The organism is Allobosea sp. RAF48 (genome assembly GCF_052114025.1).
GTDB lineage: Bacteria > Pseudomonadota > Alphaproteobacteria > Rhizobiales > Beijerinckiaceae > Allobosea.
On the sequence record NZ_JBFRDZ010000012.1, the window covers coordinates 20,274 to 44,355 of the forward strand.

Annotated in this window: 21 protein-coding genes; 6 read left to right on the forward strand and 15 right to left on the reverse strand. The window is 67.1% G+C overall.

Annotation, left to right across the window (positions count from 1 at the left end; translation table 11 throughout):
* The first annotated feature begins 74 nt into the window (after positions 1–74).
* Positions 75–554 (forward strand): copper chaperone PCu(A)C, encoded by a 480-nt coding sequence (locus AB4Z10_RS20050; protein ID WP_441472150.1) that lies wholly within the window; start codon positions 75–77, stop codon positions 552–554.
* Between the two features lie 103 nt (positions 555–657).
* Here AB4Z10_RS20050 and AB4Z10_RS20055 read toward each other — a convergent pair whose 3' ends face one another.
* Both AB4Z10_RS20055 and AB4Z10_RS20060 read right to left on the reverse strand, forming a co-directional pair.
* Entirely contained in the window at positions 658–1,587 is a 930-nt protein-coding gene (locus AB4Z10_RS20055) for a dihydrodipicolinate synthase family protein (protein WP_441472151.1), read from the reverse strand.
* A 126-nt stretch (positions 1,588–1,713) separates the two neighbouring features.
* Entirely contained in the window at positions 1,714–2,400 is a 687-nt protein-coding gene (locus AB4Z10_RS20060; protein WP_441472152.1) for a fumarylacetoacetate hydrolase family protein, read from the reverse strand.
* Positions 2,401–2,684: 284 nt separating this feature from the next.
* Between AB4Z10_RS20060 and AB4Z10_RS20065 the strand changes: the two genes are divergently transcribed.
* Positions 2,685–2,894, forward strand: a complete 210-nt coding sequence (locus tag AB4Z10_RS20065) for a cold-shock protein (RefSeq protein WP_441472153.1) — start codon at positions 2,685–2,687, stop codon at positions 2,892–2,894.
* A 132-nt stretch (positions 2,895–3,026) separates the two neighbouring features.
* Here AB4Z10_RS20065 and AB4Z10_RS20070 read toward each other — a convergent pair whose 3' ends face one another.
* Together AB4Z10_RS20070 and AB4Z10_RS20075 are read right to left on the reverse strand one after the other, a co-directional pair.
* Complete coding sequence (locus tag AB4Z10_RS20070; protein ID WP_441472154.1) at positions 3,027–4,265, reverse strand: multidrug effflux MFS transporter; 1,239 nt, start codon at positions 4,263–4,265, stop codon at positions 3,027–3,029.
* A 140-nt stretch (positions 4,266–4,405) separates the two neighbouring features.
* Positions 4,406–5,041 carry a glutathione S-transferase family protein gene (locus AB4Z10_RS20075; RefSeq protein ID WP_441472155.1) on the reverse strand — a complete coding sequence of 212 codons (636 nt, stop codon included), beginning with the start codon at positions 5,039–5,041 and terminating at the stop codon, positions 4,406–4,408.
* 123 nt (positions 5,042–5,164) lie between these two features.
* On the opposite strand from AB4Z10_RS20075, the gene AB4Z10_RS20080 reads away from it, so the two are divergent.
* On the forward strand, positions 5,165–5,917 hold the full coding sequence (locus AB4Z10_RS20080; protein ID WP_441472156.1) for a hypothetical protein: 753 nt from the start codon (positions 5,165–5,167) through the stop codon (positions 5,915–5,917).
* Between the two features lie 9 nt (positions 5,918–5,926).
* Here the strand turns inward: AB4Z10_RS20080 and AB4Z10_RS20085 are convergent, their stop codons facing one another.
* Positions 5,927–6,874: a lysylphosphatidylglycerol synthase domain-containing protein gene (locus AB4Z10_RS20085; RefSeq protein WP_441472157.1), complete on the reverse strand. Its 948-nt coding sequence runs from the start codon at positions 6,872–6,874 to the stop codon at positions 5,927–5,929.
* Between the two features lie 334 nt (positions 6,875–7,208).
* Here AB4Z10_RS20085 and AB4Z10_RS20090 point away from each other — a divergent pair, with 334 nt between their 5' ends.
* Positions 7,209–7,511, forward strand: coding sequence for a plasmid stabilization protein (locus AB4Z10_RS20090; RefSeq protein ID WP_441472158.1), 303 nt, complete (start codon positions 7,209–7,211; stop codon positions 7,509–7,511).
* A gap of 34 nt (positions 7,512–7,545) precedes the next feature.
* Here AB4Z10_RS20090 and AB4Z10_RS20095 read toward each other — a convergent pair whose 3' ends face one another.
* The gene (locus tag AB4Z10_RS20095) at positions 7,546–9,831 is read right to left on the reverse strand and encodes an NADP-dependent malic enzyme (protein ID WP_441472159.1); all 2,286 of its coding nucleotides are present in this window, start codon (positions 9,829–9,831) and stop codon (positions 7,546–7,548) included.
* A gap of 128 nt (positions 9,832–9,959) precedes the next feature.
* Positions 9,960–11,786, reverse strand: a complete 1,827-nt coding sequence (locus AB4Z10_RS20100) for a methyl-accepting chemotaxis protein (protein ID WP_441472160.1) — start codon at positions 11,784–11,786, stop codon at positions 9,960–9,962.
* A gap of 103 nt (positions 11,787–11,889) precedes the next feature.
* Here AB4Z10_RS20100 and mutS point away from each other — a divergent pair, with 103 nt between their 5' ends.
* Positions 11,890–14,613 carry a DNA mismatch repair protein MutS gene (gene mutS, locus AB4Z10_RS20105; RefSeq protein ID WP_441472161.1) on the forward strand — a complete coding sequence of 908 codons (2,724 nt, stop codon included), beginning with the start codon at positions 11,890–11,892 and terminating at the stop codon, positions 14,611–14,613.
* Between the two features lie 3 nt (positions 14,614–14,616).
* Here the strand turns inward: mutS and AB4Z10_RS20110 are convergent, their stop codons facing one another.
* From AB4Z10_RS20110 to AB4Z10_RS20120, 3 genes are all read right to left on the reverse strand, one after another.
* Positions 14,617–15,471 carry a C40 family peptidase gene (locus AB4Z10_RS20110; protein ID WP_441472162.1) on the reverse strand — a complete coding sequence of 285 codons (855 nt, stop codon included), beginning with the start codon at positions 15,469–15,471 and terminating at the stop codon, positions 14,617–14,619.
* A 41-nt stretch (positions 15,472–15,512) separates the two neighbouring features.
* Positions 15,513–15,866: a MarR family winged helix-turn-helix transcriptional regulator gene (locus AB4Z10_RS20115; RefSeq protein WP_441472163.1), complete on the reverse strand. Its 354-nt coding sequence runs from the start codon at positions 15,864–15,866 to the stop codon at positions 15,513–15,515.
* A gap of 80 nt (positions 15,867–15,946) precedes the next feature.
* Entirely contained in the window at positions 15,947–17,329 is a 1,383-nt protein-coding gene (locus AB4Z10_RS20120; protein ID WP_441472164.1) for a leucyl aminopeptidase family protein, read from the reverse strand.
* Between the two features lie 210 nt (positions 17,330–17,539).
* On the opposite strand from AB4Z10_RS20120, the gene AB4Z10_RS20125 reads away from it, so the two are divergent.
* The gene (locus AB4Z10_RS20125) at positions 17,540–18,346 is read left to right on the forward strand and encodes a tetratricopeptide repeat protein (protein WP_441472165.1); all 807 of its coding nucleotides are present in this window, start codon (positions 17,540–17,542) and stop codon (positions 18,344–18,346) included.
* 171 nt (positions 18,347–18,517) lie between these two features.
* On the opposite strand, the gene AB4Z10_RS20130 is transcribed toward AB4Z10_RS20125, so the two are convergent.
* The 5 genes from AB4Z10_RS20130 to AB4Z10_RS20150 all read right to left on the reverse strand — a co-directional run bounded on the left by AB4Z10_RS20130 (position 18,518) and on the right by AB4Z10_RS20150 (position 24,063).
* Positions 18,518–19,495: a type II secretion system F family protein gene (locus AB4Z10_RS20130; protein WP_441472166.1), complete on the reverse strand. Its 978-nt coding sequence runs from the start codon at positions 19,493–19,495 to the stop codon at positions 18,518–18,520.
* Positions 19,496–19,504: 9 nt separating this feature from the next.
* Positions 19,505–20,482, reverse strand: coding sequence for a type II secretion system F family protein (locus AB4Z10_RS20135; RefSeq protein WP_441472167.1), 978 nt, complete (start codon positions 20,480–20,482; stop codon positions 19,505–19,507).
* 27 nt (positions 20,483–20,509) lie between these two features.
* Positions 20,510–21,955, reverse strand: a complete 1,446-nt coding sequence (locus AB4Z10_RS20140; protein WP_441472168.1) for a CpaF family protein — start codon at positions 21,953–21,955, stop codon at positions 20,510–20,512.
* A gap of 96 nt (positions 21,956–22,051) precedes the next feature.
* Positions 22,052–23,317, reverse strand: a complete 1,266-nt coding sequence (locus tag AB4Z10_RS20145; protein WP_441472169.1) for an AAA family ATPase — start codon at positions 23,315–23,317, stop codon at positions 22,052–22,054.
* Complete coding sequence (locus tag AB4Z10_RS20150; RefSeq protein ID WP_441472170.1) at positions 23,317–24,063, reverse strand: CpaD family pilus assembly protein; 747 nt, start codon at positions 24,061–24,063, stop codon at positions 23,317–23,319. The genes AB4Z10_RS20145 and AB4Z10_RS20150 overlap by 1 nt, the downstream gene beginning before the upstream one ends.
* Positions 24,064–24,082 lie beyond the last annotated feature (19 nt).

Consider the following 24,082-nt stretch of genomic DNA (forward strand, 5'->3'; position numbering starts at 1 on the left):
CTGTCCGCTCCCGAGGAGCGACGGCACCTTCTCATGAGGCTGCGTCAGCGGCCCGTCCGTTCAGGATATCCATTATGAAGCTTTCCCTTTCGCTCGCCGCGGCCGTGCTCGCGCTTTCCGCCAGCATCGCTGCCGCCCATGAGTTCAAGGCGGGCCCGCTCAAGATCGGCCATCCCTGGTCGCGCGCGACTCCGGCCGGCGCCAAGGTCGGCGGCGGTTATCTCAGCATCGAGAATACGGGAACCACGCCCGATCGGCTGGTTTCGGTCTCCGTACCGTTCGCGGCCCGCGCCGAAGTCCACGAAATGGCGGTGAAGGACGGCATCATGACCATGCGCCCGCTGGAGCAGGGCGTGGAGGTCCCGGCCGGCGCCAAGGTCGAGTTCAAGCCCGGCGGCTACCACATCATGTTCATGGAGCTGAAGCAGCCGCTGAAGCAGGGCGAGATGATGAAGGGCACGCTGACCTTCGAGAAGGCCGGCACCGTCGATGTCGAGTTCAAGGTGGATTCGATCGCCGCCAAGGGCGGCGAGGGTGAGCACAAGGGCCACTGAGCCCGGATTCTCGTGCGTCCTGCCCGGTCTTTGACCCGAGCATCTCTTGCCGGCGATTCTCGGGTCACCGCTGCGCGGCGCCCGAGAATGACGTTCTGGCCGATCAGACCTTCGCGCGCGGGTCGTGCTTCGCAAGCCGCGCCAGCAGGTAGTCGACCTCGGTCTTGGCAGCCGCGCTCAGCGCCGCGCCCGGCTTGCGCTGGGCGTCGTGGGTGAGGATGCCGCGCTTCATCATCGTGTATTTGCGCACGGCGAGGCCGACGCCCTGCTGCTGCTCGTAGCGCAGCAGCGGCAGATGCGCGTCGAAGATGTCATGGGCCTCGTCGCGCTTGCCGGCCTTCTGCAGGCGCACCACGTCGATCAGCAACTCGGGGAAGGCATAGCCGGTATTGGCGCCGTCTGCCCCGCGCTCCATCTCGAAATCGAGGAAGAGACCACCATTGCCGGTCACGATCGAGATCGGCCGCAGCGACCCTTCCGCCTGGAACTTGCGCAGCGTCGAGATCTTCTCAAGGCCGGGCCAGTCCTCGTGCTTCAGCATCACGCAGGACGGGTTGTCCTGGACGATCTTGCGGATCACCGCCGGCGTCATCACCACCGAGAGCGTCAGCGGATAGTCCTGGATGACGAAGGGGATGTCCGAGCCGATGGCCTCGACCGCCTGGGCATAATAGCCGGTGATCTGGTCGTCGGTGCGCAGGCTCGGCGGCGGCGCGATCATTACCCCGCCGGCGCCGAGATCCATCACTTGCCCGGCGAGCGAGCGCATCGCCGCGAAGCCGGGCGCGGAGACGCCGACGATGATCGGCTTGCCGCCCATCTTCGCGACCGCGCGCTTGACGAGGCCGACCGACTCCTCGGGCTCGAGCTTGGGCGCCTCGCCCATGATGCCGAGCACGGTGACGCCGTCGGAGCCGATGCCGTGGTAGAACTCGAAGAGCCGGTCGGCCGAGGTCCAGTCGATGCTGCCGTCCGGGTTGAACGGAGTCGGCGCGATCGGGAAGACGCCGCTGGCGTCGGATGTCAGGCGCATGGTTTCTGCTCTCGGTCTTGTCGGGGAGGAAGGCTGGACCCTCGTCATGGTCGGGCTTGACCCGACCATCTCGGAAACCAGCGCGGCTGGTCATGAGATTCTCGGGGCAAGCCCGAGAATGACGCCTCAGACGATACGGGTGCGGACGGTGCCGACGCCGGCGATTTCGCCTTCGAGAACGTCGCCCTTGCCGACGGCAGCGACGCCTTCAGGCGTGCCGGTGAAGATCAGGTCGCCGGGCCTGAGCTCGACCAGGCCCGAGAGATAGGAGATCATCTCCTCGACGTTCCAGATCTGCTTGGCGAGGTCGGAGCTCTGGCGCACGGCGCCGTTGACGGTGAGTTCGATCTTGCCGGCGCTCGGATGGCCGGCCTGGCTCGCCGACACGATCTCTCCGATCGGCCCGGAGAGGTCGAAGCCCTTCGACATGTCCCACGGCCGCCCGGTCTTCTTCGCCGCGTTCTGCAGGTCGCGACGGGTCATGTCGAGCCCGGCGGCATAGCCGTAGATATGGGCGAGCGCCTCGGATTCCGGGATGTCCTTGCCGCCGGTGCCGATTGCGACGACCAGTTCCATCTCATGATGGAGATCCTTGGTCTTCGTCGGATAAGGCATGTCGGCGCCGTTGGTCAGCAGCGCATCGGCCGGCTTGGTGAAGAAGAACGGCTCCTCGCGATCAGGGTCGCCTCCCATCTCGCGGGTGTGCTCGGCGTAATTACGGCCGACGCAGAAAACGCGCCGCACGGGGAAGGAACCGCCTCCCGCGACCGGAACGGCCACGGCGGCCGGCGGATCGATCACATAATTGCTCATCGGGCAGCTCCCTCGGTCCTCAAAGTTTAGAGCACTGCTGCTGCAAAAAACCGGCACCCACTTTTTTGCGCAATGCTCCAGCGCTTGCTTGGGCCGTTCATGCGGGAGCGACGCGTCGACCGCAAGCGGCTTTGCACCGCCACCGGGCCTGCGCAGGCGGCATTGCGGCCCGGTCTTCGCATGCGCGGAAGGGTTTTGTGCGGCGCGTCATTGCAACCACCGCGATTTGCCTCCTACACTGCCTAGCCGGGCGGGTCCGGCAGGCGTCAAGGAAGGAGCGGCATGTGAGTACGGGAACCGTGAAATGGTTCAACGAGACCAAGGGCTACGGCTTCATTACGCCCGACGAGGGCGGCGGCGACATCTTCGTGCACGTCAGCGCAGTGACGCGCGCGGGGCTGCGTGGCCTGAACGAAGGCCAGAAGATCAGCTACGACCTCGAACCTGATCGCAAGACCGGCAAGAGCGCTGCGGTGAATCTGAAGGTCGCGTAGGGCAGGCAGCGACAGCGGGACGGCGACGGCGGCGCTGTTCCCGAGCCACGGCGAACCTCTTTCGCTCACGAGCGGACTGAAGGCGATTCCAGGCATGCCCGTCGCCGTTGGCGACGGATCGGGCGGAGCCGCTCAGGCGCGGCCGGGCGCCGGATGGAACAGCCGGCCCTTTTCCACGATCAGCACGATGACGAGCGCGGCGATGCCGCAGAGTGCGAAGCCCAGCGTCAGCGGGATGACGGTGCCGTTGAAGTGCTGTCCGATATAGAAGCCCAGAAGCGCGCCGATCACTGTGGTGACGAAGCCCTGCACCGAGGATGCCGTCCCCGCGACATGGCCGAGCGGCTCCATCGCCATGGCTCCGAAATTCGGGCCGAGCAGGCCGAAGCAGAACATGGCGCCGCCTTGCAGGATCGCGAAGCTCCATAGCGACTCATGGCCCGCCAGGGCAACGAGCGCGTGCACGCTTGTCAGCGCGATGTAGCCCAGCAGCGCGGTATGCGAGACCCGGCGCATGCCCAGCCGCCCGACGATGCGTGAGTTCAACAGCGAGGACGCCGCCATGAACATCGCGATCAGCGCGAAGACGGTCGTGAACAGTTCGGGTGTGTGGAAGACGTCGACGAAGACCTGCTGCGCCGAATTGATGAAGCCGAACAGCCCGCCGAGCACGAAGGCCATCGCCAGCATGTAGCCGACGCCGATGCGGCTCGTCAGCGTGGTGCGGAAGGCGGCGGCGACGCTCCGGGGGGCGATCGGCTTGCGGTCCTCCGGATGCTGGGTTTCGGGCAGCTTCACCGCGACCCAGATGAGCACGGCGCCGCCGAAGGCGGTCAGCACGCCGAAGATCCAGCGCCAGGGCGCGACCCAGAGGATCGCCTGGCCGATCGAGGGCGCCAGGATCGGAACGGCCAGGAAGACGATCATGGCGAGCGACATCACGCGCGCCATCTCGCGCCCGGAATAGCAGTCGCGCACGATCGAGACGACGAGCACGCGCGTCGCCGCAGCGCCGATACCCTGCAGCACGCGCGCTGCCATCATCGCCTCGAACGAGCCGGCGAAGGCCGCGGCGATGCTCGCGAGCACGTAGACGATCAGGCCGACGAGCAGCACCGGCCGGCGGCCGTAGCGGTCGGAAATCGTGCCGTAGAAGATCTGGGAGACGCCGAAACCGAGCAGATAGGCCGTGATGATCCACTGCCGCTGGTTGGCCTCGGCGATGCCCAGCGCCTCCGCCATTTGCGGCAAGGCCGGCAGCATTGAGTCGATGGCCAGCGCGTTGGTGGCCATCAGCGCGGCGGTCAGGCCCACGAAGGTGTAGAAGCCCATGCCGTGGCGCGGCCGGGCGATGGCGGACATGTCGTTCATGGCGATCGCGAAAGCTGGCTCGGCGGCTGCAAGCGGATGGCCGCGGCAGGCAATAATCAGGCGGCAGCATTAGACCTGCCGGCAGGGACCGGCAACCCGCCCAGCCGGCCATGCGCCATGCGCCGGGCGCGCTTCCCGGCTCAGCCGGTCTTCTGCATCTCGGCCATGAGCGCGCTGTCGATCTCGTCGGCCCGCTTTGCGGCCGGTCTGCTGGCCAATCGTGCGCCATAGGCCTCGAAGGCGGGCCGCTTCTCGATCGTGCCGAACTGCAAGCCCCACAGGATCTGCGAGCCGACATAGACGTCGGCGGCGCTGAAGCGGTCCCCGAGCAGATACGGCCCCTGGCTGACGGCCTGTTCGAGCGTGTCCATCACATCCGCATAGGTCCCGTAGCCGATCGCGCGTGCCCGGTCCGGCGGCACCTCAAGCCCGAAGGCCTTGTTGCTGACGGCGGCTTCGACCGGCCCGGCAGCGAAAAACAGCCAGCGATAATAGGGGCCGCGCAGCCGGCTTGTCGCCTCCGGCGCCAGCCCGGCCTGCGGAAAGGCATCGGCGAGATAGGCGCAGATCGCGGCGCATTCGGTGACGACGGTGTCGCCATGGACGAGTGTCGGCACCTTCCCCATCGGGTTGAGTGCCTTGTATTGCGCGCTCTTCATGGGCGCGCCGAAGCCGAGGATCTCGGCCCGGTAGGGTTGGCCGACCTCTTCCACCATCCAGCGCGCGATCCGACCGCGCGACATGGGATTCGTGTACAGCACGAGTTCGTCCGTCATGTATATCGCCTCCTCGAGGTGCGGTATTGCTCTATCCTGCGACGCTGTCGCGATGCTGTCAGGAGCCATCGCCTGACGACGCCGGTTCGAACTGCTATCGTTGCCGCGAAACAGGACGGGAGCATGAACGAATCATCGGCATTGCGCAGCGTCTCCGTCAGTGAAGGGCGGATGGCGATCGAGGGCTCATTGGCCCGCTACGTCCAGGGCTCGGCCCGGCGCTTCCGGCTGAGGGCCGCGCGGCTTCGCATCGTCGGCGGCTTCGAGAGCCGCGACGGGCGCCTCGAGGACGCGCAGCGCATCCTCGCCGAGGCCCATGTGGCGGATGGCGTGTTGCGGCGCGCCGGCTTCGATGGCGAGGCCGAGGCGATCGGCCTCACCTTGCGTCCGCTCGCCGCGTCGAGCGAGCAGCCGCGACTCCTGCTGATGCTCGGCTATCGCGATGAGGGTGGAGCCGAGATGCCCTTTGCCGATGTGTTTCTGGCCCCATCGGTGTTCGAGGCGCTCAAGGCGGACATCCTCAAAGGGCTTGCACAGGAGGTTTCGCTCAGCGCGACGACGAGCCTGTGGGTGCGGGAGGAGGATCGCGAGCTGCCCGCCGGGAGTCCGGTCCGCTGGTATCTAGCGCCGGGAAGCGATGGAAATGCCGTTGTCCCGGCCCGTGGCTTCATCGACAGCATCGAGTGGATGCCGCAGGCCCGTCCCGAGCCGTTGGTCGAGGTCGTGCCCGCGCATCAGGTTGCGGCCGAGCCCGGTCACGACTCCGACGAGGATTGGCAGGAGAGCAGTGCCGAGCAGCTGCGCAAGATCAACTGGAGCTTCAGGCAGCTCCTGCTGCTGCTCGCCTTCCTGATGATCATCGTCGCCTTGAAATAGGCGTCCGCCTCACGGCTCGTGGCGGCGGATCCGGCGGATGATCTCGTTCAGCGCCAGCATGGCCAGCGCCAGGATGAAGGGCACGACGTAGTAGATTACCCGGAACATCAGCAGCGCTCCGAGCACCTGCTCGTAGGGCAGCCGGTTGAGCGCGACCAGCATCGTCGCCTCGAAGACCCCGAGGCCGCCGGGCGCGTGGCTGGCGATGCCGATCAGGCAGGCGAAGATGTAGGCGGCCAGGAAGGTCGGGTAGTCGAGATTGTAGCCGCCCGGCAGCAGCACGAACAGCACGGCCGCGGCAGCGCTGACCTCGCAGGCGCCGAGCGCCATCTGGCCGAGCGTGGTGCCGAGGCCCGGCAGATGCAGGTTCCAGCCCCGCACGCGCAAGGAGCGCTCGCCCGTGGCGATCCAGATCAGGTAGCCGATGATGCCGAGGCCGACGAGGCCGCCGACGATCTGGACGACGAGTGGCGAGGTCCGCGCCAGCATGGCGACGGAACCGGCCGAATAGACCAGGCTGGCGCAGAGGATGGCGCCGAGCCCGAGCCAGAAGGTGATGCCGGCGATCACCGTCAGGCTCGCGACCTCCGAGGCGCGCACGCCCTTCGGTGAATAGATCCAGTAGCGAACCGTGCCGCCCGTCACGATCGGGAAGCCGAGCGTGAAGGAAACCGAATAGCTGGTGAAGGAGGCGAGCGCCGTGGTGCGATAGGCGATGGAGAGCCCTAGCCGGCGCAGCGCCAGCGCATCGTATCCCGTCAGCAGCAGATAGCTCAGCGCCGTGAAGCACGACGCAAGTCCGAGCTGGCGCAGGCTGGCATTGGCGAAGGCACCGGCGAGCTGGCCCGGCTCCATCTGGCTGATGATGTGCCAGAGCACCACGAGCGAAGCGCCGAAGATGACGGTGCTCGCCAGCGGGCCGAGCCACCACCAGCGGCTGCGCTTGCGCAGGTGCATTCCTGGCTCATGCGGGCCGAACGACATGCGCTCTCTGGGTTGCGCGCCGCAGCTCGATCGCGGCGACACGGGGGGGACGGGAGGGCGCGGCCGCGCCCCGGCCCGAGAGATAGCGCGTTGGCAGCGATGCACAAGCCGCTGCGGCGAATGAGCCCTATGAGAGAGCCGGGCTACAACCGGCTCAGGCCGTGCGCCGGTACCAGAAGCCGCCGGCGATCCACGCCATGCCGGCATTCCCGTAGAATCCGGCTGCCTCGGGGCGGCACGGGTGGGACGGGGGAACAGCCGCTACCCGCCGGCGTTCAACGCTCGACTCCAGGAAGGGAGGCTCATCATGCCGCGTGGCGACAAATCAGCCTATACGGACAAGCAGAAGCGCAAGGCCGAGCACATCGAGGAAGGCTACGAGGAGCGCGGCGTCTCGCATGAGGAAGCCGAGCGCCGGGCTTGGGCTACCGTCAACAAGGAAAGCGGCGGCGGCAACAAGTCGGGCTCCGGCCGCGGCAAGCCCGACACCGATGTCTCTGCCAAGCGCGGCGGGCGGATCGGCGGTGAGGCTGCGGCCGCTCGCCGGCAGTCCGAGCGCTCGGCCTCGGCGAAGAAGGCGGCCGAGACGCGGAAGAAAAAGGCGTCCTGAACCGGGGCGGCTTGCCGCCCCGGAGTTGCACGCCTCAGCCGCCGATGTTGAAGGAGGCCAGCGCCGCCATGTTGACGATGTCGGAATCCTTCGCGCCGAGCGGCACGATCTGCACGGGCTTGTCGAGGCCGACGATCAGCGGCCCGATCACGGTTGCGCCGCCGAGTTCCTGCAGCAGCTTTGTCGAGATCGAGGCCGAGTGGAAGGCCGGCATCACCAGCACGTTTGCCGGCCCAGACAGTCGGCAGAACGGGTACTGGGTCATGATCTCGCGGTTGAGCGCGACATCCGCCGCCATCTCGCCGTCATACTCGAAATCGACGCGCTGGCCGTCGAGGATCGCCACCGCGTCGCGCACCTTTTCGGAGCGCTCGCCGGCTGGATGCCCGAAGGTCGAGAAGGCGAGCATCGCCACCTTCGGTTCGTAGCCGAGCCTGCGGCCGACGCCGGCCGCCTCGATCGCGATCTCGGAGAGCGCCTGGGCCGTCGGCATCTCGGTGATCGCGGTGTCGGCGACGAGGACGGTGCGGTCGCGCGAGATCACGATCGAGACGCCGATCACCCGGTGGCCGGGCTTTTCGTCGATGACGCGGCGGACTTCCTCAAGCGCGATCGAATAGTTGCGGGTCACGCCCGTCACCATCGCGTCGGCATCGCCGAGCGCCACCATCGCCGCGGCGAAATGGTTGCGGTCCTGGTTGATCAGGCGCTGGCAGTCGCGGAAGAGATAGCCCTGCCGCTGCAGCCGCTCGTAGAGATACTGCGCATAGGCGCTGTTGCGGTGTGAGAGCCGCGCGTTCTGGATCGAGATGCCCTTGGCTTCGAGATCGACGCCGAGGAAGGTCGCGGTCTCGTAGATGCGCTCCTCGCGGCCGACGAGAATGGCCTGGCCCAGCTCCTGATTGACGAAGGACGCTGCGGCGCGGATGACCTGCTCCTCCTCGCCCTCGGCAAAGACGACGCGCTTGGGATAGCGCTTCACCCGCTCGAAGATGCGGTTGAGCGTGCCGGCGATCGGGTCGCGGCGGGCGGAGAGCTGCGCCTTGTAGGTCCCCATGTCGACGATCGGCTTGCCGGCGACGCCGGAATCCATCGCCGCCTTGGCAACCGCCATCGGCACGACATGGATCAGGCGCGGATCGAACGGCACGGGGATGATGTAATCCTTGCCGTAGCGCGGCCGCGCGCCTTGATAGGCTGCCGCAACCTCGTCGGGCACGTCCTCGCGGGCGAGCATCGCCAGCGACTCCGCTGCAGCGATCTTCATCTCCATGTTGATCGTGGTCGCCCGCACATCGAGCGCTCCCCGGAAGATGAAGGGGAAGCCGAGGACGTTGTTGACCTGATTGGGATAGTCCGAGCGGCCGGTCGCCATGATCGCGTCGTCGCGCACCGCGGCGACCTCCTCCGGCGTGATCTCCGGATCGGGATTGGCCATGGCGAAGATGATCGGGTTCGGCGCCATCGCGGCGACCATCTCCTTGGTCACCGCACCCTTCTGCGAGAGGCCGAAGAAGGCGTCCGCTCCCTCCAGCGCCTGCGCCAGCGTCCGCCGGTCGGTGACGGCGGCATGGGCCGACTTCCACTGGTTCATGCCCTCGGTGCGGCCCTGGTAGATCACGCCCTTGGTGTCGCAGAGGATGACGTTGTCGGGTTTGAAGCCCATCGCCTTCAGGAGCTCGATGCAGGCGATGGCGGCGGCGCCGGCACCGTTGATGACGAGCCTTGTCGACTTGATGTCGCGTCCCGTCAGGTCGAGCGCGTTGACCAGGCCGGCGGCGGCGATGATCGCGGTGCCGTGCTGGTCGTCGTGGAAGACCGGGATGTCCATCAATTCGCGCAGGCGCTGCTCGATGATGAAGCACTCGGGCGCCTTGATGTCCTCGAGGTTGATGCCGCCGAAGGACGGGCCGAGATAGCGCACGGCGTCGATGAACTTGTCCGGGTCCTCCGTGTCGACCTCGAGGTCGATCGAGTCGACGTCGGCAAAGCGCTTGAACAGGACGGATTTGCCCTCCATCACCGGCTTCGAGGCCAGAGCGCCGAGGTTGCCGAGGCCGAGGATGGCGGTGCCGTTCGAGATCACCGCGACGAGGTTCGAACGGGTGGTGTAGTCATAGGCGCGCGACGGGTCCTCCGCGATCGCCAGCACCGGCACGGCCACGCCCGGCGAATAGGCCAGCGACAGGTCACGCTGCGTCGCCATCGGCTTCGTCGGCACCACCTCGAGCTTGCCGGGCCGCCCTTGCGAGTGGAACAGCAGGGCTTCCTGGTCCGTGAAGGTCGGGCGCGTTCTCTTGGTCGTCGGGCGGTCGTTCATCGAAGCGTCTTTTCTTGAGCATTTCCTCGGGGGAGCTGACCATACGGCCGCCCGCCACGGGACCACAAGCCGTTATAGTCCCACAGAACTCTTGCCGGGTAACGCGTGAACCACCGCGGCGTCGGATGCTACAGGCGGTTGCGCACGCTGYGGACGAAATCACCGACATAGCGGTCGAGCGCTTCGGCCTGCTCATCGACCCTGCGGGCGGCGTCCGCCACGCCGATGGCGGCGTCGCCGGTGACGCGCACCTCGGTGCCGACCGCGCTGACATTGGCGGTGACGGCGTCAGCGCTGAGAGCGACGGCCTGCGCATCGGCGGCGATGGTCGAGGCGATGTCGGCCTGCCGGCTGACGACGGAGGCGATCGCGCCGGATGTCCGCTCGATGGTCGTCATCGTGTCCTCGATATGGGCCACGGCCTCGACGGCAGTCGCGGCCGCACCGCGGATGTCGGTGAGCGTTTCGGCGATGTCGCGCGTCGCTTTCTGGGTCTGCTCCGCGAGCGTCTTGACCTCGCCCGCCACGACGGCGAAGCCGCGCCCGGCGGCGCCTGCGCGCGCGGCCTCGATGGTGGCGTTCAGCGCCAGCAAATTGGTGCGGGCTGCGATCTCTTCGATGAAATCGAGCACGGCGCGAACCTTGTCGGCCGCCTCCGTCAGCCCCGTAACGTCGCTTCGCGTGCTGCGGACATAGCTGGCGGCGGCGCGCACCGTCTCGTCGGCATGGCTCGTCTGCCGGGTGAGTTCCCGGATCGAGGCTTCGATCTCTTCCGCCGCGGTCGCGACGCTGCCGACCCGCTGCGATGCGCTTTCCGCCTCCCGGGTCACGCCTTCGGCGCGCTGGGTCGTCTTGCTGGCGCTTTGCACCATCTGGCTGGCGGCGGCGTGCATGTCACGCATCGAAACCCCGACATCGGCGAGCGCCTTGCCGACGGTGCGTTCCAGATCGCCGGCGAGTTCGTCGAGCGCGGTCTTGCGGAGCATCTCGATTTCGGCGCGGCGCGCTTCCAGCGTCTTCTCGGCGGTGATGTCGAGCAGGATGCCGTCCCAGACGAGAGTTCCGTCGGCGAGCCGGCGCTTGGTCGACTCGCTGCGCAGCCAGACGACGCCGCCATCCGGAGCGTGGTAACGGCCCTCGAAGCGCCACAGCGTCTCGCTTTCCTGCTGCTCCCGCCGCAATTGCTCGAAGCGGATGCGATCTTCGGCGAGCATCTTGCCGAGCCAGATGTCGGGATCGCGTTCGACCTGCTCCTTGCTGATGCCCAGCACCTTGTCGATGGAGAAGGAAGCGAACCGGTAGGTCATGACCCCGTCCGGCCTCACGATCCGCTGGTAGAGCGTTCCGGGAGCGCGGTCGATCAGCGTCCGCAGCCGATAGGCGGTTTCGCGCCTTTCACGGTCGTTGATGACGACGATGCCGGTCAGGAAGATGCCGACCGTTCCGACGAAGATCATGATCGGCACGGCCTCGCGCAGGAAGCGCTGCCCGGCTTCTCCCGGAATAAGGCCCGCCGAGGCAAGCAGGCAGAGCGCGTCTATCAGGCTGAGGGCCGCGAGATCGCCGACGCCGAGCGGCCGCCGGCGGCGCGTCAGCCAGATCGCGTAGGCAATTCCGATGACGGCGCGGGCCACGATGCCGGTAATGCCCGTGACCATGCCGACACCGCCGGTCAGATAGCGCATCACGACGAGCGGCGCGGCCGTCAGCACGGCGGCGCCGGGGCCGCCGATCGGACCGGCCAGAATGGCGAAGCTGTTGCGCGAATCGACGACGAGGCCAGGCATGATCTCGAAGGGATTGCCCATGCTGATGAGCGCCCCGGCCGCAAACAGCACGCCGACGATCACCTGCCGCAGCCAGGATCGTTCCCCGATCCGGGGCATGGCGACGGTCAGGAGCAGCCCCGCCAGAAGCAGGAAGAAAAGGCTTTCGGCGAGATTGATCAGCAACAATGTCGAGACTTTCGGCCGATTGAGCCGAAGAACCTTGCTTTCAATTGTTGAAAGCCGTCCTAACGGATGGTCTTGGCGCCGCTTTTTGCTAGCGTGCCGCCCGATGCGTCACAGCTCCCCCACCGAAGCCGCCCAATCCGCCGCGCCGGCCGCTGCCGCCGAGCGCGTCACGCCGATGATGGCGCAGTACGTCGAGATCAAGGCGGCCAATCCCGATTGCCTGCTGTTCTACCGGATGGGCGATTTCTACGAATTGTTCTTCCGCGACGCCGAGATCGCCTCGCGCACCCTCGGCATCGTTCTGACCAAGCGCGGCAAGCATCAGGGCGACGATATCCCGATGTGCGGCGTTCCCGTGGAGCGCGCCGACGATTATCTCCAGCGCCTGATCGCCGCCGGCCATCGCGTCGCGGTCTGCGAGCAGACCGAGGACCCGGCCGAGGCCAAGAAGCGCGGCAATAAATCGGTGGTGAAGCGCGACGTGGTCCGCCTCGTCACCCCCGGCACCATCACCGAGGAGCGGCTGCTCGAGCCCGGCCGCGCGAGCCTGCTCGTCGCGGTCGCACGCCGCAAAACGGGAGAGGCGGCCTCGCTCTACGGTCTCGCTGCCATCGACATCTCGACCGGTCGCTTCACCGTGATGGAGGCCCCGCAGGAGCGGCTCGCCATCGAATTTTCGCGTCTGGAGCCGCGCGAGATCGTCTGCCCCGACGCGATCCATGACGATCCCGAACTCAAGGAGTTCTGGCGCGAGATCGCGGTGCCGGTGACACCGCTCGCGCGCGACGGGCTCGATGCGGCCTCGGCCGAGCGGCGCCTGAAGGAGTTTTTCGGCGTCGCCACGCTCGACGCCTTCGGCGCTTTCAGCCGCGCTGAGATCGCGGCTGCCGGCGCGGCGCTCGCCTATGTCGAGCGCACCCAGCTCGGCGCCCGGCCGCCCTTGTCGGCACCGGTGCGGGATTCCGGCTCGGCGACGATGCTGATCGATGCCGCCACCCGCGCCAATCTCGAATTGACGCGCACCCTCGGCGGCGAGCGCCAGGGCAGTCTGTTGGCCACGATCGACCGCACGGTGACGCCGGGCGGAGCGCGCTTGCTGGCCGAGCGCCTCGCCGGCCCGTTGACTGATCCGGCCGCGATTGCGGCGCGCCACGATGCGGTTGAATTCCTGGTGGCGGATGGTGCCCTGCGCGAGGATCTGCAGCAGGCGCTGGAGAAGGTGCCGGACGTTGCGCGTGCGCTGGCGCGGCTCTCGCTCGATCGCGGCGGCCCGCGCGACCTTGCCGCGCTCGGCGCCGGGCTCGACGCCGCCCGCGCGATCGCCGCCTTGCTCGCCCGGCGTGGCGAATTGCCTGCCGAGCTGGCGCGCGCCATGCGGGCGCTGGGCGAGAGCGATCCCGATCTGCCGGTTCGTCTCAACGCCGCGCTGGCCGACGAGCTGCCGCTCAATCGCCGCGACGGCCGCTTCGTCCGCGAGGGGCATGACGCGACGCTGGACGAACTGCGCCTGTTGCAGGTCGATTCACGCAAGGTCATCGCGCAATTGCAGGCGCGCTATGCTGCCGAGACCGGCTGCCGCACGCTGCGGATCAAGCACAACGCCATGCTCGGCTATTTCGTCGAGGTGCCGCAGGCGATGGGCGAGGAGTTCCTGAAGGAGCCCTGGCGCGCGACTTTCGTGCATCGCCAGACCATGTCCGACGCGATGCGCTTCTCCTCGGTCGAGCTCGGCGAGCTCGAGGCCAAGATCGCCTCTGCGGCCGATCGGGCGCTCAAGCTGGAACTCTCCGTCTTCGCTCAGCTCTGCGATGCGGTGCTGGCCCAGGCCGAGCCGATCAAGGCCGCGGCTCTGGCGTTGGCGGAGCTCGATGTCGCCGCGGCTCTCGCCGATCTCGCCGTCCGCGAGGGCTGGAGCCGCCCGCAGATCGATGATGGCGTCGCCTTCACCATCGAGCGCGGTCGCCATCCCGTCGTCGAGGCGGCGCTGAAGCGCGACGGAAAGCCCTTCGTCGCCAACGACACCGAATTGTCGCCGCCCGGCACCGACGCCAGGGGCGGGCGCATCTGCCTGATCACAGGCCCGAACATGGCCGGTAAATCGACCTTCCTGCGCCAGAACGCGCTGATCGCCGTTCTCGCCCAGACGGGGGCCTTCGTTCCGGCCGCCCGCGCCCATATCGGCATCGTCGACCGGCTGTTCTCGCGGGTCGGTGCCGCCGACGACCTCGCACGCGGCCGTTCGACCTTCATGGTCGAGATGGTCGAGACCGCTGCGATCCTGAATCAGGCCGGCCCGCGCGCGCTCGTCATCCTCGACGAGATCGGCCGCGGGACGGCGACTTTCGACGGCCTCTCCATCGCCTGGGCCGCGATCGAGCACCTGCACGAGATCAACCGCTGCCGCAGCCTGTTCGCCACGCATTACCACGAGCTCACGGCGCTCGGAGACAGGCTCGACCGCGTGGCCAACGCCACCGTCCGCGTCACCGAATGGAAGGGCGAGGTCGTCTTCCTGCATGAGGTTGTGCCGGGCGCGGCCGACCGCTCCTACGGCATTCAGGTCGCCAAGCTTGCCGGCCTGCCGCCGGCTGTGGTCGAGCGGGCCCGCGCCATCCTCGGCGAATTGGAGAAGACCGAGCGGGAGAAGCCGGTCGCCTCGCTGGTCGATGATCTCCCGCTCTTCGCCGCGCCGCTGCGCCGGTCGGCTCCAGCCGTCACGGAAGACCAGCCGGACGGCTTGCGCGAGACGCTGGCCGCCATCGATCCCGACGAGATGACGCCGCGGGAGGCGCTGGAAGCACTGTATCGGTTGAAGGGGCTCGCCTGACCCCTACCCCAGCCGCTTGATGCTGGTGATGGCGCCGAAGCTCTTGGTCAGGATGCGGTCGCGCGCTTCCCGCAGCGGCTCGCGATGGACCGTCATCGTGTAGCCGTTGGCATGCAGCAGCGTATCCGGGTCGGTCAGGATGCCGACATGGCCCTTCCAGAAGATCAAATCGCCGCGCTCAAGCCCGGAGAGACTCTCATCGAAGGAAACGGCGCGGCCGAGTGCGGCCTCCAGCATGTCTGAATCGCGCGGCGAAGCGACCCCGGCTGCGGCGAGCGCAAGCTGTGTCAGTCCGGAGCAGTCGAGGCCCAGGCTGGTCTTGCCGCCCCAGAGATAGGGCACCCCGAGGAAACGCTCGGCGACCGCGACGAAATCGGCTTCGAAGCAATCGGCCGGGACGAGGTGCTTCAGGAAGATGTGCCCGCCATCGGCGAGGATGGCAAAATCGCCCTTGGCCTCCAGCACGGCGACGCCTGCATTCAGCGAAAGCGACGCAAGCGGCGGCAGTTTGATCGAGGGGCCCGGATAGACGAAAGTTCTGAGCGCGGCGACACGGTGCGTCGGCAGGGGCTGGTCGGGGCGCAACGCGTCGTCGGGCAGGTAGCCGACATAGCCGTCGCCCGCGAGCTGGACCCAGGCCCAGCCCTCCTCGCTCTCGTAGACATCGACCAGCTCGCCCGCGATCGCCTCGGTGTCGAGCGCTGCGTCGGGGCGTGGCTCGCGCCGCAGCGGCGCCGAGGGAACAACGACCCGCATCGGCTGCGGATCGGCGAAGCGGGCGGCCTCGACCTGCCCGGCCAGATGGCGCGCGGCGAGATCGGGGCGAAAGGCGTGGATGCGGCGGTCGAGAATCGTCATGGGTGCAATCTAGCGCGGCGAGGCTCTTGCTGGGAGAGCCGTCAGCTTCCGCCGATCTCCTTGGCGTGCTCCGTCACCAGATCGGCCAGCCTCTCGACTGCGAGTGCGCCGGCGACAGTGCGCTGGATCACGACGTTGCGGCGGTCGGTCTCGTCGCGCTTGCGTGTCAGGAGGCCAAGCTTACCGAGCGTATCGAGCGCGCGGGTGATCACCGGCTTGGTCACGCCGAGCTGCTTCGCCAGCCCCCGCACCGTATGCGGCGGGAGTTCGAGATATACCGTCAGCAGGATCGCCGTCTGGCGCGCCGAGAGATCGGCTTCGCTGTCCCGCACCAGGTCGAGATGCACCTGCCGCCACAGTCTGAGCGCCTGCGAAGGCCTGATCTCCAAGGGCATGATGGCACGGTTCCCGATCGTTACGGGTCCGTATCATTATCCTGTGCCGGCGGCGGCGCAATCGCCTTCGGCGATCAGCCTTAACCGGCCGGGTAGAGCTGCTTCACCAGCGCATGGATCAGCCGCGCACCCTGGCATTCCCCACCCTCGGGTCGTCCGGGCTTGGGCGAGGGATTCCAGCCGTAGATATCGAAATGCGCGTAGGATTGCGTCTTCTCGACGAAGCGGTTGAGAAAGAGCGCCGCCGTCACCGAGCCGGCCATGCCGCCGCTGGAGACATGGTTCACATCGGCGATCTTGGAATCGAGCAGGCCGTCATAGGGCCGCCAGAGCGGCATGCGCCAGACCGGGTCGTTCACCGCCATGCCGATCCGCGCGATTTCCGCGGCGAGGCCTTCGTCATGGGTGTAGAACGGCGGCAGCTCCGGTCCGAGCGCAGTGCGCGCGGCGCCGGTCAGCGTGGCGAAATCGATCAGCAGTTCCGGCATCTCCTCGTCGGCCAGCGTCAGCGCGTCGGCCAGGATCAGCCGGCCTTCGGCGTCGGTGTTGCCGATCTCGACCGAGAGCCCCTTGCGGCTCGCCAGCACATCGCCGGGCCGGAAGGCATTGCCCGAGACGGCATTCTCCACCGCCGGCACCAGGAGCCGCAGCCGCACCGGCAGTTTCGCGAGCATGATCATCCGCGCCGCTGCGATCGCCGCCGCGGCACCGCCCATGTCCTTCTTCATCAGCAGCATCGAGGCGTCGGGCTTGAGGTTGAGCCCGCCCGTGTCGAAGGCGACGCCCTTGCCGACCAGCGTGACCTTGGGATGGGCCGGATCGCCCCAGACCAGATCGACCAGGCGCGGCGCACGCGTGGAGGCGCGGCCGACCGCGTGGATCATCGGGAAGTTCCGGGTGATCAGGTCGTCCCCGACGATGCTGGTGATCGTCGCGCCGCACTCGGCGGCCAGCCCGCGGATCGCCGCTTCGATCTCGCCCGGTCCCAGCTCATTGGCCGGCGTGTTGATGAGATCGCGCGCCAGTGCAGCCGATTCAGCGATCAGGCTGATCTCTGCGCCGTGGACGCCGTCCGGCAGAGACAGGCGCGCGCGCGGTGGCTTCGGCTTGCGGTAGCGGTCGAAGCGATAGCCCTGCAGCAGCCAGCCGAGCGCAGCGAGCGCCGGATCGTCGATCTCGCCTTCGAGCGCATAGTCGCCCGCCGGCAGCAGGGCCGACAGCCGCGACGGCGCAAAGGGATCGCGCTGCCGCTGCGCAGTTTCGACACCCAGAAGAACGGCGGCGAGCGCTCCTTGTGAATCCGGAAGGAAGCAATGCTGGCCCGCGCCGGCCGCGAAGCCTTGCGCGAGGGCGAAGTTGCGATGGGACGGCGAGAGCCGTGCCTGCAAGGCCGGCCAGGTCTGGGACGAAACCACGTGAATCGAGACAGCAGCGTCGGAGGTGGAGATCAGAAGACTGTTCACGGGTCGGTCGATCGGTTCTGAGACAGCGGCGGGTGCCGGGATTAAGGATGCATTAGGGTTAACGTTTTATCACCGAACGACCAGAGGAACCCATTCAGACGACGTTGTCGCGAGGCGATCCGGCCCATGATTCGAACGAAACTCGCCTCCGACCTGTCGATTTTCCGTGCCCGCCGACTTGGATTGACGATTGCTGTCTGCCTAGGAGCAATGGCCCTTGCGGGTTGCCAGAGCCGCGGCGGCCCGGGGGACGTCACGGGCTCGATTGCACGCAGTCCGGCGGCGCAGCCGCGCACCGCGGCCGACTGGCAGGCCGAGCGGGAGAATTGGGCGAAGCGCTATGAGGCCAATCCGAAGGATCGCAACGCCGCTCTCTCCTATGCGCGGGCGCTGCGGGCGCTCGATCAGAACGCACAGGCGCTGGCCGTGCTCCAGAGCGCCGTCCTGACCTTCCAGGATGACCGCGAGCTGCTGGGCGCCTATGGCCGCTCGCTCGCCGATAACGGGCGTTTCCGGGAAGCGGACGACGTGCTTTCCCGTGCCCATTCGCCGGAGCGGCCGGATTGGCGCATCCTCTCGGCGCAGGGCACGGTCGCCGACCAGCTGGGGGAGCATGAGAGAGCCCAGCAGATTTATCAGGCCGCTCTGAAGCTTGCCCCGGGCGAGCCGACGATCATGTCCAATTACGGCTTGTCGCTCGCCTTGTCCCGCCATCTGCCTGAGGCGGAACGGGTTCTCACCGAGGCGGCAGCCTCGCAGGGGGCCGACATCCGTGTGCGCCAGAATCTGGTTCTGGTGCTCGGGCTTCAGGGCCGCTTCGGCGAGGCCGAGGCCATGGCCCGGCGCGACCAGAGTCCGGCCGAGGCGGCGGCGACGATCGCCTATCTCAAGCGCAGCGTCAGCCAGCAGAACAGCTGGGACCTGCTCAAGGGCGCGAAGGGCCGGGGGCAGCCCACCGCCAAGCCTCCGCTGGCGCAGACTCCGGACAGGTCGGCCGATACGGACCGCCGAGGCTGACCGAGCTGCGAAGCTTCCCTTGGTGTGCCTGGCAGAACCTCCGGGCGAAAGCTGGAGCAGCCGAGGCGCGGACGGTTTGCGCGGCCGCCTGCGACCGCTGATTTACATAGCTGCGGCTCGCCATCATCGGCGATCCGCGTTGATGGCCCCTGTCGCTCGTTCAGGCTTAAGTCACTTCCAACCGAAGACCTGCACCAGCGCCGGAAACATGATGATGACGAAGAGTACCGGCAGGAAGAACAGGATCATCGGCACGGTCAGTTTAGGCGGCAGGGCGGCGGCCTTCTTCTCGGCGGCGTTCATGCGCTGATCGCGGCTCTCCTGCGCCAGGGTGCGCAGCGCCGTGCCGAGCGGCGTGCCATAGCGTTCGGCCTGGATCAGCGCCGTCGAGACCGACTTGACGCTTTCAAGACCGGTCCGCATCGCGAGGTTCTCATAGGCGACCCTGCGGTCGGTCAGATAGGAGAGCTCCGCCGTGCAGAGAGCGAACTCCTCGGCCAGGGGCACGGACTGGCTGCCGATCTCGTTCGCGACCTTGCGGAACGCCTGCTCGATCGACATGCCGGACTCCACGCAGATCAGCAGCAGGTCTAGCGCGTCCGGGAAGGCCAGGCGCATCGAGATCTGCCGCTTGCTGATCTGGTTGGACAGGAAGACTTCCGGCGCCTTGATGCCGATATAGGCGCCGCCGATCGCGATCGCGATCTTCATAAGCAGCGACTGGCCGAAACCGTTGATGACGAAAAGATAGAACAGCGTGAACAGGAAAAAGCCGACGGGTACGGCGAGGCGGAAGAACAGGAAGGCGATTTCCGCCTGCGGTCCCCGATAGCCTGCCATGGTGAGCTGCTTCCTGGCGTTCTCGGTTCCCAGCCAGTCGCCGAGCTTGAACTGCTCGACGATGCGCCGCATGTAGGCTTTCGGCTCCTGGCGCAGGCTCACCTTCTCGTTCTGGCGGTTGAGCCGATCGCGCTCGCGTGCCCGGATCTTCTCGCGCTCCGTCGCGACGTTCTTCATACGCTTCTGGAGGGTATTGCCCTCGGTCAGCGGGATCGCGACGGTCAGCACCGTGGCCGCGGCCGCGACGGCGGCCAGCAGCGCAAGCATGAATTGCGGATCGGTGAGCTTGTCGACGATCTGGGAAATCACGCATCCACCTCAGATCTCGAAATTGATCATCTTGCGCATGACCAGGACGCCCATCAGCATCCATATGCCGCAGCCGACGAGGGCGAGCTTGCCCATCTGGGTGAGCCACAGGAGCTCGATATATCTCGGGGTGGAGAGATAGACGAGAACAGCAACCGACGGCGGCAGGGCGGCGATGATACCGGCGGAGGCCTTGGCTTCCATCGAGACCGCCTGGATCTTGTCGCGCATCTTGCGCCGCTCGCGCAGGACGCGCGAGAGGTTCGCCAGGGTCTCGGACAGGTTGCCGCCGGTCCTCTGCTGGATGGCGATCACGATGCCGAAGAAATTTGCTTCCGCGCAGGGCATCCGCTCGTAGAGCTTTCCCGCAGCTTCGGCGAGCGGCAAGCCGAGCGTCTGGGCCTCGATGATCTGCCGGAACTCGCCCCTGACGGGCTCTACGGCTTCGGAGGCAATGATGCGCAGGCAATCATTGACTGGAAGGCCGGCCTTGATGCCGCGGACGATGACGTCGAGCGCGTTGGGGAACTCAATGGCGAACCGTTTCAGACGTTTCGTTTTGCAATGCTTCAGGAACCAGGCCGGCAGGCCTAGCGCCCCGATGAACAGACCGACAGCCCCCATGATCATATTGCCGCTCAAGATCAGCAGGACGAGGCCGGCGACGGCGGCGGTCACAGCGCAGATCACGTAGTATTTCTGGCGGGTCCAGCTCAGGCCGGCCTGGCCGATGCGCGCTTCGAGCGTCAGCTTGTTGCGGGCGTTCTCGCGGTTCTCGATCTCCTTGAGGCTTTGCGCGACCTGCCCGCGCTTGGCCCTGGCCTGTGCTTCCCGGTCGATGCTGCGCATCGTGCTGGGACCGGCAAATTCCTTGCGCCGCTTCTCGGCACGCTTTTCGCCGCTCAGCGTAGGATAAAGCAGCGCATAGGCGACGCCGCCAACGGCGAGCGTGGCCAGTGCGGCGATGGCGAGCGTGCTCGAATTCATGGCTTGGCTCCCGACAAGGGCCTCCGTTCAGGCTGCAAAGCCATCATTTACCTGCTCGAGCTGGTCGAGTGCGGTGGCGAGGCGCTGCTCCTCGCCGAAGTAACGAGCCCGCTCCCAGAAGCGCGGGCGGCCGATGCCGGTCGAGCGGTGGCGGCCGATCAGCTTGCCCGCGGCGTCCTCGCCGAGCACGTCGTAGAGCATGAGGTCCTGCGTCGTGATGACCTCGCCTTCCATCCCCATCACCTCGGTGATGTGAGTGATGCGGCGCGAGCCGTCGCGCAGGCGCTGTGCCTGGATGATGACATCGACCGAGGAGCAGATCATCTCGCGCAGCGTCTTCGACGGCAGCGAGAAGCCGCCCATGGTGATCATCGACTCGATACGACTGAGACATTCGCGTGGCGAGTTGGCGTGGAGCGTGCCCATCGAGCCGTCATGGCCGGTGTTCATCGCCTGGAGCAGGTCGAAGGCCTCCGGTCCGCGCACCTCGCCGACGATGATCCGCTCGGGGCGCATGCGCAGGCAGTTCTTGACGAGGTCGCGCATCGTGACCGCGCCGGTGCCTTCGAGATTGGGCGGGCGTGTCTCAAGGCGCACGACATGCGGCTGCTGGAGCTGGAGCTCGGCGGCGTCCTCGCAAGTGATGACGCGCTCGTCATCGTCGATGAAGTTGGTCAGGCAGTTCAGCAGCGTCGTCTTGCCGGAACCGGTGCCGCCGGAGATGACGATGTTGCAGCGGACGCGGCCGATGATCTTCAGGATCTCGGCGCCGGGCGGCGAGATCGCGCCGAACTTGACGAGCTGGTCGAGCGTCAGCTTGTCCTTCCTGAACTTGCGGATGGTGAGCGCGGGCCCATCGATCGCGAGCGGCGGTCCGATGACGTTGACGCGCGAGCCGTCGGCGAGGCGCGCGTCGCAGATCGGCGAGCTTTCGTCGACGCGCCGCCCGACCTGGCTGACGATGCGCTGGCAGATGTTCATCAACTGCGCATTGTCGCGAAAGCGGATGTTGGTGAGCTGGATCTTGCCGCCGGTCTCGATGAAGGTGCGGTTCGCACCGTTGACCATGATGTCGGCGATGTCGTCGCGCGCCAGCAGCGGTTCGAGCGGTCCGTAGCCGAGAACGTCGTTGCAGATGTCGTCGAGCAGTTCTTCCTGCTCGGCAATGGAGAGCACGACATTCTTCAGCGAGATGATCTCGTTGATGATGTCGCGGATTTCCTCCCGCGCCGATTCCGAGTCGAGCTTCGCAAGCTGCGACAGATCGATCGCCTCGATCAGCGCCCCGAAGATCATGCTCTTCATCTGATAGTATTCTTCGGAGCGCGTCGCTGCCTCGACCGGCGCGAACTTGCGTTCCTCGGCGGTGGGCTGGACCTGCTCCGGCTTGCGCGTCGCCGGCTGAAGGGCGGCTGGGCTCCTGGCGCTCAGGTTCGGCGCGACGGTCGCGCCCGCGGATCGCTTCCCGAACATCTCAACACACTCCCGCGCGTGCCACGGGCGCGCGCACATTCCTGCTTCCTCGGCGCGATCCCCTGACTGGCTGTCCGTCTGGCCGGTTGCGCGTCATCAGGAAGCCTTGCGGCGTTTCAGCTTCGCGACCAGCGGCTCGAACAGGCTGCGCCGGCCGCGCTTGGCTTCGCCGCGTCCGGTCAGCGCGCTGGCGATCTGGGTGAAAGCCTCGCTTGCCTTGCTGCCGGCCTGGACCTCGGCGATCATCTGGCCGTTGTTGGCGGCCGTGCCGAAGAGCTGGGCGTCGAAAGGGATCGTGCAGAGGACGTCGACGCCGAGCGCCTTGGAGAACTCGGCGGCATTGATCTCCGGTCGTTTGGGCACGCCGACCTTGTTCAGCACGAGACGGGCGACCGCGTCGTTGGGCCGGGTCGCGCGCGACAGATCGACGATGTTCTTGGCATTGCGCAGGGAGGCGAGCTCCGGCTCGGCGACTACCACGATCTCGTCCGCGCCGATGAGCGTCCGCTTGACCCAGCTGCTCCACTGATGCGGCACGTCGAGGACGATGCAGGGAACGCTGGCGCGCAGCAGTTCCAGCAGCTGCTCCAGCGCGTCCTCATCGAGGTCGATGGTCCGGTCGAGGACCGCAGGAGCCGCAAGCAGGGCCAGATTGTCGCTGCAGCGCGAAAGTAGCCTGTCCAACAGGTTGGAATCGAGGCGCTCAGGGGCGAAGACCGCTTCCGCGATCCCTTGAGGTGGGTCCTGGTTGAAGTTCAGGCCGGCTGTGCCCCACGCGATGTCGAGATCGACGATCACGGTGGAGGCGTCGAGATTCCGGGCGATCGCCCAGGACATGTTGTGCGCGATGGTCGAGGCGCCGACGCCGCCCTTGGCGCCGACCACCGCGATGACGCGGCCGAGATGGCGGGCTTCCGGTGCGATGTAGAGTTCCGAGAGGGTGCGCAGCAGGTCGAGCGTCTCGAGCGGCGCGATCAGATACTCGCTGACGCCGCGGCGCAGCAGCTCCCGGTAGAGCTGCACGTCGTTGACATGGCCGATCACGACGACCTTCGTGCCGGGGTCGCAGCTCTCCGACAGCGTATCGAGATGCCCGATCAGGGTTGCCGCATCGGACATGGTCTCGAGCACGATGACGTTCGGAGTCGGCGCCGTCCGGAAGGCTTCGACGGCTGCGGCCGCTCCGCCCATCTGGATGCGGGCATGGGTCTTGTCCATGCGCCGGTCGGCAATGGCCGCCTGCATCGTGGCGGCGACGGCCGGCGTCTCGCAGAAGGCCTGCAGCGTGATGCGCGGCAGCGGCGCGATGATCTCGTCGCCGTTCGCCTCGACCGCCGGTGTTTCGCTTGTCGCGGGCTGCATCAGTTGCTGCCTCCGACAGTTGAATTGATCTGCGGTGTCTGCTGGCGATACTGGGTCGAGGGATCCTTGCCGTCGCGGATCTTCGCGATGGCGCCCATCCGCTTGACGATGTCGGGGCGGCCTTCGTCGCGGGCCCTGACCAGATCGATCGGATCGGCGACCTGCGCGGCCAATGTGGCCTGGGTGGCGCAGCCGAAGTTCCAGTAGGCTTCGTTCGATGTCGAGAACTTGAAGTCGGACACGCCGAGGTCCGTCGGCCACTGGCCGCACTGGTGTGGCACGACGGCTTGCAGCGACGCGAAGCTCAGCCGGATCGGCGAGGCGAGGCCGGGATCCTGGACCGGGTAGCTGCGGACGTTCAGCGCGTTCGGCGAGACGCCGTTGCGCGCCAGCGCCGCGCGGATTCCCGCGAGCGTATCGTGCGTCGCCCGCTCGCGCCTCGAACCGGTCGGAACTTCCGCGACAAGGCCGCCCTTGCCGGACTTGCGGAATGCCTGTGCGAAATCCGCGACGTCCTCCGCCTGGCGGCTGTCGAGCGTGGTGCCGGCGCGGCCGACGAACACGTCGAGCGAGCGTGGCGCGTCGCGCAACACGATCGGATGCCTTTCCCGGACATCGGGCGGGTAGATGGAAGGAGGGTCCGCCTGCGCGCCCTTTCCGGCGCAGCCGCCAGCGAGGGCGCCCAACGTCAGCGCAAGTGCCAGCAGGTGCGTGGCGGTGGCTTTCTCCCGGAGAGGAACCGTCATGGTCGGGCCATCCATCATG

What these genes read in the sequence shown, in the direction of transcription:
- AB4Z10_RS20050 (WP_441472150.1), top strand. Translation starts at nt 75, where the DNA reads ATGAAGCTTTCCCTTTCGCTCGCCGCGGCCGTGCTCGCGCTTTCCGCC.
- AB4Z10_RS20110 (WP_441472162.1), bottom strand. Translation starts at nt 15,471, where the DNA reads ATGACGATTCTCGACCGCCGCATCCACGCCTTTCGCCCCGATCTCGCC.
- AB4Z10_RS20075 (WP_441472155.1), bottom strand. Translation starts at nt 5,041, where the DNA reads ATGACGGACGAACTCGTGCTGTACACGAATCCCATGTCGCGCGGTCGG.
- AB4Z10_RS20055 (WP_441472151.1), bottom strand. Translation starts at nt 1,587, where the DNA reads ATGCGCCTGACATCCGACGCCAGCGGCGTCTTCCCGATCGCGCCGACT.
- AB4Z10_RS20145 (WP_441472169.1), bottom strand. Translation starts at nt 23,317, where the DNA reads ATGCAGCCCGCGACAAGCGAAACACCGGCGGTCGAGGCGAACGGCGAC.
- AB4Z10_RS20060 (WP_441472152.1), bottom strand. Translation starts at nt 2,400, where the DNA reads ATGAGCAATTATGTGATCGATCCGCCGGCCGCCGTGGCCGTTCCGGTC.
- AB4Z10_RS20095 (WP_441472159.1), bottom strand. Translation starts at nt 9,831, where the DNA reads ATGAACGACCGCCCGACGACCAAGAGAACGCGCCCGACCTTCACGGAC.
- AB4Z10_RS20140 (WP_441472168.1), bottom strand. Translation starts at nt 21,955, where the DNA reads ATGTTCGGGAAGCGATCCGCGGGCGCGACCGTCGCGCCGAACCTGAGC.
- AB4Z10_RS20135 (WP_441472167.1), bottom strand. Translation starts at nt 20,482, where the DNA reads ATGAATTCGAGCACGCTCGCCATCGCCGCACTGGCCACGCTCGCCGTT.
- AB4Z10_RS20085 (WP_441472157.1), bottom strand. Translation starts at nt 6,874, where the DNA reads ATGCACCTGCGCAAGCGCAGCCGCTGGTGGTGGCTCGGCCCGCTGGCG.
- AB4Z10_RS20150 (WP_441472170.1), bottom strand. Translation starts at nt 24,063, where the DNA reads ATGACGGTTCCTCTCCGGGAGAAAGCCACCGCCACGCACCTGCTGGCA.
- AB4Z10_RS20125 (WP_441472165.1), top strand. Translation starts at nt 17,540, where the DNA reads ATGGCCCTTGCGGGTTGCCAGAGCCGCGGCGGCCCGGGGGACGTCACG.
- AB4Z10_RS20090 (WP_441472158.1), top strand. Translation starts at nt 7,209, where the DNA reads ATGCCGCGTGGCGACAAATCAGCCTATACGGACAAGCAGAAGCGCAAG.
- AB4Z10_RS20115 (WP_441472163.1), bottom strand. Translation starts at nt 15,866, where the DNA reads ATGCCCTTGGAGATCAGGCCTTCGCAGGCGCTCAGACTGTGGCGGCAG.
- AB4Z10_RS20070 (WP_441472154.1), bottom strand. Translation starts at nt 4,265, where the DNA reads ATGAACGACATGTCCGCCATCGCCCGGCCGCGCCACGGCATGGGCTTC.
- mutS (WP_441472161.1), top strand. Translation starts at nt 11,890, where the DNA reads ATGCGTCACAGCTCCCCCACCGAAGCCGCCCAATCCGCCGCGCCGGCC.
- AB4Z10_RS20080 (WP_441472156.1), top strand. Translation starts at nt 5,165, where the DNA reads ATGAACGAATCATCGGCATTGCGCAGCGTCTCCGTCAGTGAAGGGCGG.